9 protein-coding genes, 26 tRNA genes and 1 rRNA gene are annotated in these 11,470 nt (G+C 35.7%); all 36 read left to right on the top strand.

Translation table 11 applies throughout. The features are described from left to right. A 5S ribosomal RNA gene (gene rrf / locus JVV30_RS10605) occupies positions 1-98 on the top strand; the annotation flags it as partial. A 10-nt stretch (positions 99-108) separates the two neighbouring features. Further along, positions 109-184 (top strand) — tRNA-Val (locus JVV30_RS10600). Between the two features lie 20 nt (positions 185-204). Beyond that, a tRNA-Thr gene (locus tag JVV30_RS10595) sits at positions 205-280 on the top strand. An 8-nt stretch (positions 281-288) separates the two neighbouring features. Next, positions 289-361, top strand: a tRNA-Lys gene (locus JVV30_RS10590). 9 nt (positions 362-370) lie between these two features. Further along, a tRNA-Leu gene (locus JVV30_RS10585) sits at positions 371-452 on the top strand. 3 nt (positions 453-455) lie between these two features. Then, positions 456-530: transfer RNA gene (locus JVV30_RS10580), tRNA-Gly, on the top strand. A 14-nt stretch (positions 531-544) separates the two neighbouring features. Next, positions 545-633, top strand: a tRNA-Leu gene (locus tag JVV30_RS10575). A gap of 11 nt (positions 634-644) precedes the next feature. Further along, positions 645-718 (top strand) — tRNA-Arg (locus JVV30_RS10570). Positions 719-726: 8 nt separating this feature from the next. Then, positions 727-800 (top strand) — tRNA-Pro (locus JVV30_RS10565). 25 nt (positions 801-825) lie between these two features. Then, positions 826-901: transfer RNA gene (locus JVV30_RS10560), tRNA-Ala, on the top strand. 24 nt (positions 902-925) lie between these two features. Then, positions 926-999 (top strand) — tRNA-Met (locus tag JVV30_RS10555). A 28-nt stretch (positions 1,000-1,027) separates the two neighbouring features. Next, positions 1,028-1,101, top strand: a tRNA-Ile gene (locus tag JVV30_RS10550). A gap of 9 nt (positions 1,102-1,110) precedes the next feature. Then, a tRNA-Ser gene (locus JVV30_RS10545) sits at positions 1,111-1,200 on the top strand. Positions 1,201-1,209: 9 nt separating this feature from the next. Beyond that, positions 1,210-1,285: transfer RNA gene (locus tag JVV30_RS10540), tRNA-Asp, on the top strand. Positions 1,286-1,320: 35 nt separating this feature from the next. Next, positions 1,321-1,413: transfer RNA gene (locus JVV30_RS10535), tRNA-Ser, on the top strand. A gap of 11 nt (positions 1,414-1,424) precedes the next feature. After that, positions 1,425-1,498: transfer RNA gene (locus JVV30_RS10530), tRNA-Met, on the top strand. Between the two features lie 11 nt (positions 1,499-1,509). Further along, positions 1,510-1,585: transfer RNA gene (locus JVV30_RS10525), tRNA-Asp, on the top strand. An 11-nt stretch (positions 1,586-1,596) separates the two neighbouring features. Further along, positions 1,597-1,669, top strand: a tRNA-Phe gene (locus tag JVV30_RS10520). 9 nt (positions 1,670-1,678) lie between these two features. After that, positions 1,679-1,754: transfer RNA gene (locus JVV30_RS10515), tRNA-Thr, on the top strand. Between the two features lie 6 nt (positions 1,755-1,760). Further along, positions 1,761-1,844: transfer RNA gene (locus JVV30_RS10510), tRNA-Tyr, on the top strand. Positions 1,845-1,852: 8 nt separating this feature from the next. After that, positions 1,853-1,926: transfer RNA gene (locus JVV30_RS10505), tRNA-Trp, on the top strand. A 2-nt stretch (positions 1,927-1,928) separates the two neighbouring features. After that, positions 1,929-2,001: transfer RNA gene (locus tag JVV30_RS10500), tRNA-His, on the top strand. A 14-nt stretch (positions 2,002-2,015) separates the two neighbouring features. Further along, positions 2,016-2,087, top strand: a tRNA-Gln gene (locus JVV30_RS10495). Positions 2,088-2,092: 5 nt separating this feature from the next. Beyond that, a tRNA-Cys gene (locus tag JVV30_RS10490) sits at positions 2,093-2,166 on the top strand. 8 nt (positions 2,167-2,174) lie between these two features. Beyond that, a tRNA-Gly gene (locus tag JVV30_RS10485) sits at positions 2,175-2,249 on the top strand. A 12-nt stretch (positions 2,250-2,261) separates the two neighbouring features. Beyond that, a tRNA-Gly gene (locus JVV30_RS10480) sits at positions 2,262-2,336 on the top strand. A 131-nt stretch (positions 2,337-2,467) separates the two neighbouring features. Beyond that, positions 2,468-2,551, top strand: a tRNA-Leu gene (locus JVV30_RS10475). A 430-nt stretch (positions 2,552-2,981) separates the two neighbouring features. Next, entirely contained in the window at positions 2,982-4,040 is a 1,059-nt protein-coding gene (locus JVV30_RS10470) for a PTS sugar transporter subunit IIC (protein WP_053030632.1), read from the top strand. A gap of 276 nt (positions 4,041-4,316) precedes the next feature. Next, positions 4,317-5,771, top strand: coding sequence for an ABC transporter substrate-binding protein/permease (locus tag JVV30_RS10465; RefSeq protein WP_204194199.1), 1,455 nt, complete (start codon positions 4,317-4,319; stop codon positions 5,769-5,771). Next, positions 5,764-6,486 (top strand): amino acid ABC transporter ATP-binding protein, encoded by a 723-nt coding sequence (locus JVV30_RS10460; protein WP_053030628.1) that lies wholly within the window; start codon positions 5,764-5,766, stop codon positions 6,484-6,486. Before JVV30_RS10465 ends, JVV30_RS10460 begins: the two co-directional genes overlap by 8 nt. Positions 6,487-6,640: 154 nt before the next feature. After that, positions 6,641-7,768, top strand: a complete 1,128-nt coding sequence (gene queG / locus JVV30_RS10455; RefSeq protein ID WP_070855028.1) for a tRNA epoxyqueuosine(34) reductase QueG — start codon at positions 6,641-6,643, stop codon at positions 7,766-7,768. After that, complete coding sequence (gene trmL / locus JVV30_RS10450) at positions 7,769-8,239, top strand: tRNA (uridine(34)/cytosine(34)/5-carboxymethylaminomethyluridine(34)-2'-O)-methyltransferase TrmL (protein ID WP_053030624.1); 471 nt, start codon at positions 7,769-7,771, stop codon at positions 8,237-8,239. It abuts the gene before it with no gap. 171 nt (positions 8,240-8,410) lie between these two features. Next, a complete protein-coding gene (locus JVV30_RS10445; protein WP_070855027.1) occupies positions 8,411-9,010 on the top strand; it encodes a 6-phosphogluconolactonase in 600 nt (199 codons plus the stop codon). A 22-nt stretch (positions 9,011-9,032) separates the two neighbouring features. Continuing rightward, the gene (locus JVV30_RS10440) at positions 9,033-9,182 is read left to right on the top strand and encodes an SAS053 family DNA gyrase inhibitor (protein ID WP_107630288.1); all 150 of its coding nucleotides are present in this window, start codon (positions 9,033-9,035) and stop codon (positions 9,180-9,182) included. 193 nt (positions 9,183-9,375) lie between these two features. Next, entirely contained in the window at positions 9,376-9,783 is a 408-nt protein-coding gene (locus tag JVV30_RS10435; protein ID WP_070855026.1) for a hypothetical protein, read from the top strand. 192 nt (positions 9,784-9,975) lie between these two features. Continuing rightward, positions 9,976-11,361, top strand: coding sequence for a class II fumarate hydratase (gene fumC / locus JVV30_RS10430; protein WP_204194198.1), 1,386 nt, complete (start codon positions 9,976-9,978; stop codon positions 11,359-11,361). Positions 11,362-11,470: the final 109 nt, after the last annotated feature.

Here is an 11,470-nt window from a genome sequence, read left to right as displayed (position 1 = left end):
GGAGGTCACACCTGTTCCCATACCGAACACAGAAGTTAAGCTCCTTAGCGCCGATGGTAGTTGGATTTACGTTCCGCTAGAGTAGGACGTTGCCAGGCATATAGTAATGGAGAATTAGCTCAGCTGGGAGAGCATCTGCCTTACAAGCAGAGGGTCGGCGGTTCGAACCCGTCATTCTCCACCATTTAAACTTAAAACTAAATAGCCGGCCTAGCTCAATTGGTAGAGCAACTGACTTGTAATCAGTAGGTTGGGGGTTCAAGTCCTCTGGCCGGCACCATCTATTTTGAGCCATTAGCTCAGTTGGTAGAGCATCTGACTTTTAATCAGAGGGTCAGAGGTTCGAATCCTCTATGGCTCACATGTATACGCGGGTGTGGCGGAATTGGCAGACGCACTAGACTTAGGATCTAGCGCCTTACGGCGTGGGGGTTCGACTCCCTTCACCCGCATACGCGGAAGTAGTTCAGTGGTAGAACACCACCTTGCCAAGGTGGGGGTCGCGGGTTCGAATCCCGTCTTCCGCTCCATTATTTAATATAGTGCCGGGGTGGCGGAACTGGCAGACGCACAGGACTTAAAATCCTGCGGTGAGAGATCACCGTACCGGTTCGATTCCGGTCCTCGGCACCATATATAATTTTGCGCCCGTAGCTCAATTGGATAGAGCGTTTGACTACGGATCAAGAGGTTATGGGTTCGACTCCTATCGGGCGCGTTCTCTTACGGGAAGTAGCTCAGCTTGGTAGAGCACTTGGTTTGGGACCAAGGGGTCGCAGGTTCGAATCCTGTCTTCCCGATAGGAACTTTATTTAAATACAATATGGGGGCTTAGCTCAGCTGGGAGAGCGCCTGCTTTGCACGCAGGAGGTCAGCGGTTCGATCCCGCTAGTCTCCACCATATTACATTTACAAACTAGATAACGGCGGTGTAGCTCAGCTGGCTAGAGCGTACGGTTCATACCCGTGAGGTCGGGGGTTCGATCCCCTCCACCGCCACTACTTATTAGTTGTAGAATTATAATTTGGACCTTTAGCTCAGTTGGTTAGAGCTAACGGCTCATAACCGTTCGGTCGCAGGTTCGAGTCCTGCAAGGTCCATATAATTTTGGAGGAATACCCAAGTCCGGCTGAAGGGATCGGTCTTGAAAACCGACAGGGGCTTAACGGCTCGCGGGGGTTCGAATCCCTCTTCCTCCGTATTTTAATGGTCTCGTAGTGTAGCGGTTAACACGCCTGCCTGTCACGCAGGAGATCGCGGGTTCGATTCCCGTCGAGACCGCCATTTATCAATTTTATAGTAATTTACATTTAATTAGTGGAGGAATACCCAAGTCCGGCTGAAGGGATCGGTCTTGAAAACCGACAGGGCCTTAACGGGCCGCGGGGGTTCGAATCCCTCTTCCTCCGCCATTAATTATTATCGCGGGATGGAGCAGTTCGGTAGCTCGTCGGGCTCATAACCCGAAGGTCGGTGGTTCAAATCCGCCTCCCGCAATTACATTTTTAGGTCTCGTAGTGTAGCGGTTAACACGCCTGCCTGTCACGCAGGAGATCGCGGGTTCGATTCCCGTCGAGACCGCCATTACAAATTATGGTTCAGTAGCTCAGTTGGTAGAGCAATGGATTGAAGCTCCATGTGTCGGCAGTTCGACTCTGTCCTGAACCATTTCACTATGCCGGCCTAGCTCAATTGGTAGAGCAACTGACTTGTAATCAGTAGGTTGGGGGTTCAAGTCCTCTGGCCGGCACCATCTCTTGGAGGGGTAGCGAAGTGGCTAAACGCGGCGGACTGTAAATCCGCTCCTTCGGGTTCGGCAGTTCGAATCTGCCCCCCTCCACCATCTATAATAGGGACATAGTTCAACGGTAGAATAGAGGTCTCCAAAACCTTTGATGTGGGTTCGATTCCTACTGTCCCTGCCATGGCGGTTGTGGCGAAGTGGTTAACGCATCGGATTGTGGTTCCGACACTCGAGGGTTCGATTCCCTTCAACCGCCCTTAATATTATTAATGGGCTATAGCCAAGCGGTAAGGCAACGGACTTTGACTCCGTCACGCGCTGGTTCGAATCCAGCTAGCCCAGTTATTGGCGGCATAGCCAAGTGGTAAGGCAGAGGTCTGCAAAACCTTTATCACCGGTTCAAATCCGGTTGCCGCCTCCATGCACGATGCGGGAGTAGTTCAACTCTTAGAACACATTCCTTCCCGGAATGAGATATAGGTGCAAATCCTATCTTCCGCTCCATATTTTAATAATGCGGGAGTATTTCAACTCTTAGAATATGTTCCTTCCCGGAACAAGGTATAGGTGCAAATCCTATCTTCCGCTCCATATTCTAATAATGCGGGAGTATTTCAACTTTTTGAATACGTTCCTTCCCGGAACGAGATATAGGTGCAAATCCTATCTTCCGCTCCAAGTTTTTGCTTCCAAATGGAAGTTTTTTATTTATCAAAAATTGAGCCGGCGTGGCGGAATTGGCAGACGCGCGGGACTCAAAATCCCGTTCCTGTATTGGAGTGTCGGTTCGACCCCGACCGCCGGTATATTTTTAAATTCTTTTAGGAATTTTTAGAGTGAAAATGTTGTTAAATCAATGTTTTCACTCTTTTTTTATGCTTTTAGACACTATTTTTATGTCATATCTATGTCACGAGAGGGGACTAAATTAAAAATTTATGTCACAAATTATGTCACAACTCATTAATGATTTTAAGAGCTTTCTTATTATTTTTCCTAAGTTGCTTTTAGAAAATGGCCATAATCTTGCATTGTTTTATCAATAGAAAATTGCTCAAATTTTAGGATATGATAAAACAATTTAAAACTTTATTTGATAATTATTTTTAAATAACTTTTTTTATTGTTTGTATTGATAGTCTCAACATTAATTTTTGATTAAAACTTATTTGTTCATATTGTTAAACAGGGTAGATTGTACTAATATAAAGCTAATGTTTAAAAACGGAGGCTACTATGAGTAAACAACGCATAAGTTTAAAGTATTTTTTTAGTAATATTCTCAATGCTGTAGGTGCTGGAGTTGTCATTGCTTTATTACCAAATGCATTGTTGGGAGAATTTTTAAAATTATTTATGGATAATCATCCATTACTTCAATTAGTATTTCATTTAGTGATTATTATTCAATCATTTATGGCATTTATTATCGGTGTTTTAGCAGCACATCAATTTAAGTTTAATGGTGCAGGGTCTTGTATGGTTGGTGTAGCTGCTATGCTTGGATCTGGAGCGGTACAATTCACTTCTAAAGGTATTGCATTAAAGGGCATCGGTGATATTATTAATATTATTTTAGTTGTCATTATAGCGTGTGCATTATATATGTTTTTGCAAGGGAAATTAGGATCACTTGAAATGATTATATTACCAGTCTTAATTCCTGTTGCAAGTGGTTTAATTGGACTTTTAACATTACCTTATGTACAAACCATAACTAAAGGTCTTGGTCATATGGTAAATTCATTTACAGCTTTGAATCCACTCATCATGTCAATTTTGATAAGTGTAACGTTCTCATTATTGATGGTTACACCGATTTCATTAGTTGCTATTGCCACAGCTATAAGCTTAACTGGTTTAGGAAGTGGTGCAGCCAATATGGGAATTGTAGCTGCTTGTGTTACTTTCATATTTGGATCAATACGAGTTAATTCAATGGGTGTTAATATTGTATTACTCATTGGTGCTGCAAAAATGATGATACCTGTATATTTAAAGCATTTAATCATTGCGGTTCCACTAACTTTAAATGGTATCGTATCAGGAGTATTAGCATACGCCATTGGAATTAAAGGTACACCATTATCGGCTGGATTTGGGTACACAGGTTTAGTTGGACCAATCAATGCCTTTAATAGAATGCCTGGTGATGCAACAATGAATATTATTTTACTTATTTTTGGTTACTTGATAATTCCATTTGTGAGTGCATTTATTATTCATGAAATATGCAAAAAATTAATTCCTAGTTATCATGATGGTATTTATAAATTTGAAATACCTAAGCAATAAAGCTTACTTACGAGCCAGGAATATATAATATTGAAGTTATTATACAAATTCGCAGTAGGTGACTGAACTGTTAAGACACTAAAGATGTGTTTTTCAGTATAGTCATGCTTGCGTGTGGTCAATAAAAAATTTTATAAATACATTTTACAAGCTAAGCAAGCTGGGAGTTGGACAATGAATTTAAAAAGAATTCTGTCTAACTCCTTTTTTTAAATACACTATTGTATATTAATACATTTATATGTATAATAATGAATTAATTAAAGGAGGTTGCTTATGAAAATAATTACTAAAGTACTAACTATAGCAATCTTAATTAGTTTGACATTGATATACATACAACCAATGGTATTAGCTGATGAAGATGCAACTTGGAATAAAATTAAAGAAAGAGGTGAATTAAGAGTAGGACTATCAGCCGATTATGCACCACTGGAATTTGAAAAAACGAAAAATGGTAAGACAGAATATGTGGGTGTAGATATTGAATTAGCTAAAAAAATTGCAAAAGATAATCATTTAAAATTAAAAATTGTTAATATGCAATTTGATAGTTTACTTGGCGCTTTAAAAACTGGGAAAATAGACATTATTATATCTGGTATGACGTCTACACCTGAAAGGAAAAAAGAAGTAGATTTTTCAGAACCATACATGGAAACAGGTAATGTAATGTTAATTAGAGAAAATAATAGTGATGTATTCCATACGTTAAATGATTTTAAAAATAAAAAAATAGGCGCTCAAAAGGGCAGTGAGCAAGAAAAAATTGCGCAGCAAGAAATAGAAAATGCACAATTAAGTTCACTCAATCGTTTACCAGATGCAATTTTAGCTTTGAAAAGTAAAAAAATTGATGGATTAGTTATTGAAAAGCCAGTAGCTGAAGCCTACGCTAAGCAAAATAAAGATTTAAAAATTGCCAATGTTTCATTTAATGAGGAGAAAAAAACTACAGTCATTGCTTTACCTAAAGACTCACCTATTTTATTACAACATCTAAATGAGTCAATCAAAAATGTTAAAGACCAAAATTTAATCAATAAATATATGAATATAGCTTCAGAACAAATGGTTGACGATGGTAGTTTTATTCAAAAGTATGGCACTTTCTTCGTTAAAGGATTGCAAAATACTGTACTTATTTCTTTAATCGGTGTAGTTTGTGGAGCGATTATTGGATCATTTATTGCACTTGCAAAACTTAGTAAATTTAAAATTCTTTCATGGCCAGCGTCAATTTACATCGCATTTTTGAGAGGAACACCAATGTTAGTGCAAGTTTTTATAGTCTTTTTTGGAACAACTGCACTCTTAGGGTTAGATATTTCTGCACTTATTTGTGGAACGATTTCATTAGTCATAAACTCTTCTGCCTATATTGCAGAAATAATAAGAGCTGGAATTAATGCAGTTGATAAAGGTCAAACTGAAGCTGCGCAATGCTTAGGTTTAAATTATTCAAAAACAATGATTCATATTGTATTACCTCAAGCATTTAAAAATATATTACCAGCTTTAGGAAACGAATTTGTTACTTTAATAAAAGAGTCATCTATTATATCTACAATTGGTGTTGGTGAAATTATGTTCAACGCTCAAGTTGTACAAGGTATATCATTTGATCCTTTCACACCATTAATCATAGCTGCATGTATGTACTTTATATTAACTTTCTCATTATCAAGCGTTATGAGTTTAATTGAAGGGAGAATGAAAGCAAGTGATTAAAATAGAAAATTTAACTAAAAAATTTGATAAAATTGAAGTACTTAAAGATATTAATTTGGAAATAAATAAAGGTGAAGTTTTAGCCATCATCGGACCATCTGGAAGTGGTAAAAGCACGCTGCTAAGATGTATAAATTTGTTAGAGACACCAACTAGTGGAAAGGTTATTTTTGAGGGAACTGAACTGACTCATCAGAATAATAATTTAAATAAATTACGTCAAAAAATGGGAATGGTATTCCAAAATTTTAATTTATTTCCACATAAAACAGTCTTGGATAACATCGTTTTGGCACCTAAGTTACTAAATATGAACGATTTAAATCAATTGAAACAAGAGGCACTTGCATTACTAAAAAAAGTGGGACTTGAAGATAAAGCTGATGTTTATCCTTCACAATTATCCGGCGGGCAAAAGCAAAGAGTTGCGATAGCTAGGGCATTGGCTATGCATCCAGATATCATATTATTTGATGAACCTACATCTGCATTGGATCCGGAAGTTGTATACGATGTGCTCAATGTCATGAAAGATTTAGCTAAAGAAGGTATGACAATGGTTGTTGTGACTCATGAAATGGGATTTGCGAGAGATGTAAGTGATAAAGTGATTTTTATGGCTGATGGATACGTTGTAGAAGAAGGTTCACCTCAACAACTATTTCAGTCACCGAAGCATAAAAGAACACAAAACTTTTTATCTAGAGTACTATAGAAATAATAATGACTGATTAAGGAGTCTGAGACATATACGTTTCAGACTCCTATTAAAATGTAAAGATACTTAAATAGTCCATAAATAATTAACGATTTCTTTAAGAGGATTGTGTTAAAATGTCATATGTATCATTTTTAAGGAGGCAAATGTATTGGATTATAATTGGCTTAAAGAAGAAATTATCGATTATGCATATTCAATAGGCATAGATAGCATTGGTTTTACTACAGCTGATCCATTTGATGAACTTAAAAAGAAATTAGAAGATTATCACGCAAAAGGCTATGCTTCAGGATTTGAAGAATCAGATATTGCATTACGAACTGAGCCAAAATTAAGTTTGCCTACTGCACGTTCAATTATAGCAATAGCTGTTGGATATCCAAATAAACTTAAAGGTGCACCTAAAAGTGTTAGAGGTGATCGTCGAGGGATGTTTGCACGCGCTTCTTGGGGACAAGATTATCACTCAATTATGCGAAAGCGTTTAGATAAGCTTGCGGATTTTATACAATCTAAAGTGCCCGAAGTAGAAATACAGAGTATGGTTGATACTGGCGTGTTATCCGATAGGGCAGTTGCAGAGCGAGCTGGACTTGGATTTGCAGGTCGAAATGGATTTATCATTAACCCCGATTTAGGTACCTGGACTTACTTAGGAGAAATGTTAGTGAGTATACCATTTGAGCCAGATGATCCAATTCTTGATAGCTGTGGTGATTGTACGATATGTGTTGATAGGTGTCCTACGGGCGCACTTGTTGGAAATGGTCAATTAAACGCTCAAAAGTGTATTAGCTTTTTAACACAAACGAAAGGATACCTACAAGATGAATATAGATATAAAATAGGTAATCGTTTATATGGATGTGATACATGTCAACAAGTTTGTCCTAAAAATAAAGGAATAAACACGACACATGATGATATTATACTAGAACCTGAGATATTGAAACCACGATTAGTACCATTATTACAAATGAGCAATAAAGAATTCAAACAAACTTATGGTCATTTAGCAGGTGCTTGGCGTGGAAAAAAACCAATTCAACGTAACGCTATTATTGCATTAGCACACTTTAATGAAGTTGCCGCTATACCTGAACTTAAAGAAGTAGCATTAAATGATCCAAGGCCAATGATTAGGGGAACTGCGTACTGGGCAATCGGTCAAATTCTAGGAGAAGAAGCACGTGAATTCATAGATGAATACTATGAACATGAACTTGAAGAAGTTCAAAATGAAATGATAAAAGGATTAGAAATGAGGAAACTTTAAATGACAAATCATATTGTTTTATTTCAACCAGAAATTCCTGCTAATACAGGTAATATCGCTCGTACTTGTGCAGGGACAAATACACATTTACATTTGATTAAACCATTAGGATTTAGTACGGATGATAAAATGTTAAAGCGAGCTGGTCTTGATTATTGGGAACACGTTAATATTACCTATCATGAAAGTATTGAAGACTTCTTTGATATTACAAATGGCGAATATTATTTATTAACTAAATTTGGTAAACAAACTTATAGCGATTTTAATTTCGCTAAGGAGAATACAGATTATTATTTTATATTTGGTAGGGAAACAACTGGATTACCTGATTGGGTTAAAGAGAAATACGCGGATACAGCATTAAGAATTCCTATGAGTGAGAATATTAGATCATTGAATTTATCTAATACAGCAGCATTGTTAATCTATGAAGCGCTACGACAACAAAACTTTCCTGGTTTATCGTAAACGTTAATCCGAAAGTTGAAATTCAATGCATCTTTTTATTAAAAAATGTTATATTTATTAGTGATTTAATATAACATTTTTAAAATAGTTTGATTTAATGTCTACAAGGGTATTCTAATAAATAATACGTTATTTATAAGACATTGATGAACTAAGAGGAGTGTAAAGACAATGGCAATGAACTTTAAAGTATTTAATGATGTAGAACACGTAGCTGAATACACAGCAGATATCATTAGAAAGCAATTTAATAACAATCCTACAACGATTGCTGGCATTCATTTAACTAAAGATGCGGCACCAGTATTAGATGAACTAAAGAAAGATGTTGATCATCATGCAGTCGATTTTAGTCAAATAAATATTTTGGATTATGATGATAATCGTTCATTTTATGAGGCGTTAGGCGTACCTGCTAGCCAAATTTATCCAATTAATTTTGATGATGATGCGGCGTCTTTAATTGATGATAAAATTAAGACGAAAGAAAATAAAGGAAAATTAATTCTACAAGTTACATCTATTGATGAAGCGGGTAGTTTAAATGTAAACGTAAGACAAGGTTTATTAAAATCACGTGAAGTTGTATTAGTTGTGACTGGTGCAAATAAACGTGAGGTTGTTAAAAAACTTTATGAAGAAAATGGTAAATCAAGCTTTGAACCTTCTGATCTTAAAGCACATAGAATGGTAACAGTCGTGTTAGATAGAGCGGCTGCTGAAGGTTTACCTGAAGATGTTAAAGCATATTTCACTGCTAGATTTGCTTAAATTTAAAAGTGAGGTTTGACAAATGGCTGAAAATAAAGATTCGGAACTAAATTATCGTGAAGAAGAAAATGCGATGGTGCAAGATTTAGATGATTTAAAAACCTTAGGCAAAGAGATGGAACAAATTTCTGAAGAAAATGATGAGGACAAATTAAATCAATCGCATGAATAGATGATAGCTTTAAAACGAATACTTTTGATTAATATAAACTTGAGACCTTTAAAGATGTCTCGAGTTTATTTTTTATGAAACAAGCGTACTAAGTAAATGTAAATTTTTACGAGTTTAACGGCTGAATACAATTTAATGGATTATGAAATATGGTAAAATATACTTCAATCATTAAATATAAGGAGAGCGTAAAATGTTACATAAATATTGGCTTCCACTAACGATTGCCACTATTTTGATTAGTTTACTTTCAATTAAAGGATTCCCAATCGCATTTGGTGCACTTTATCTACCAATATTGTTTAAAATTATTAAATTGCAATTAAACTTATCCAACGGTTTAATTGAAAATATAAGTGCGCAACCTTTCATCAAAAGTAATCAAACAGGTGTATTCATAAGTGTGCTATGTTGTATTTTAATAACTGGTATTTTAATGTATTCTTTAAATGATTTTTATGCACAACTCACGGGATTTATAGGCTTTCTAATTCAATTAAGTCCTTTTACATTGATCATTAGTGTGGTGTTATATATTTTAAGCGCTTTAGCAGTTATTAAAGCAGTTAAAGTTAAATATGATTATAACAAGCATGAATAAGGTTACTTCGGTGAAGAACAATTGAATAGTGTATCAAAAATAACGATTAGAATAATGCATCCATATTCTAACCGTTATTTTTTAATTTGAGCTTGAATTTAATTTGTTGAAACCGCTTTAATAATGCGTTGCCCCTTTAATTTAAATAATGCTATACTATGGTTAAATAATTGTATAAGGGGAGATTTTCGCATGTCAGTAAGAATTGAACACGATACATTCGGAGAAATTGAAGTAACTGGAGATAAATATTGGGGTGCTCAAACGGAGAGAAGTAAACGAAACTTTCCAGTGGGTAAAGAACGTATGCCAATTGAAGTGGTTTATGGATTTGCCCAATTAAAAAGAGGTGCAGCATTAGCCAATCATGAATTAGGAAAATTAAGTGATGCTAAAAAAGATGCCATCGTTTACGCTTGTGATTTAATCTTAAAAGGGGAATTAGATGAACATTTCCCACTTGTTGTTTGGCAAACAGGAAGCGGTACTCAAAGTAATATGAACGTTAATGAAGTTGTTAGCTTTGTAGCAAATAAATATTTAAAAGAACAAGGTATTGACGAATCAATTCATCCTAATGATGATGTGAATAAATCTCAAAGTTCAAATGATACATTCCCAACAGCAATGCATGTTGCGTTATATCATGAAGTTGAAACTAAACTTGAACCCGCTTTAAAACATCTTCGTGATACTTTTAAAGAAAAAGAGGATAAGTATCAATCAATTATTAAGATTGGTAGAACACATTTACAAGATGCGACACCAATTAAATTAGGACAAGAAATCAGTGGCTGGCGTTATATGTTAGATAAATGTGAAGAATTACTAGCAGAATCAAAAAAACATATCTTAAGCTTAGCTATCGGTGGAACTGCTGTTGGTACAGGTATTAATGCGCATCCAGAATTTGGTAATAAGGTTGCTAAATTTATCTCAGATAATACTGGATATAACTTTGTATCATCTGACAATAAATTCCATGCATTGACATCTCATGATGAAGTTGTTCAATTACATGGTACGTTAAAAGCGTTAGCAGCAGACTTGATGAAAATCGCAAATGATATTAGATGGTTAGCGTCTGGTCCGAGAGCGGGACTTGCAGAAATTTCAATTCCTGAAAATGAACCAGGATCATCAATTATGCCTGGTAAAGTAAATCCAACACAATGCGAAATGCTTACAATGGTTGCAGTTCAAGTTATGGGTAATGACACTACAGTTGGTATTGCAAGTTCACAAGGTAATTTTGAATTAAATGTCTTTAAACCAGTAATACTTCATAACACATTACAATCAATTTACTTACTTGCAGATGGTATGCAAACATTCAATGATAACTGTGCGATAGGCATTGAACCAATTGAAGAAAACATTAATAATTATTTAAATCAATCATTAATGTTAGTAACTGCTTTAAACCCTCATATTGGTTATGAAAAAGCTGCTCAAATTGCTAAAAAAGCACATAAAGAAGGATTAACTTTAAAAGAATCTGCTATCCAATCTGGACATGTTACAGAAGAACAATTTAAAGAATGGATTAAACCTGAAGATATGGTAGATCCACATTAATTAAAACGCATAAAATAAATAAGGGAGTAACTGTCGACTGATATTGACAGTTACTCTCATTGTATAAAGAAGGGAGTGGGACAGAATTCTTTTAAATTCGTCGTCCACT

Origin of the sequence: Staphylococcus sp. GDY8P47P (assembly GCF_016892225.1) — a bacterium.
In the GTDB taxonomy this organism is placed as follows: Bacteria; Bacillota; Bacilli; order Staphylococcales; family Staphylococcaceae; genus Staphylococcus; species Staphylococcus borealis.
The sequence above is the reverse complement of the archived record's forward strand: the minus strand, read 5'-3'. Positions and strand labels throughout refer to the sequence as shown.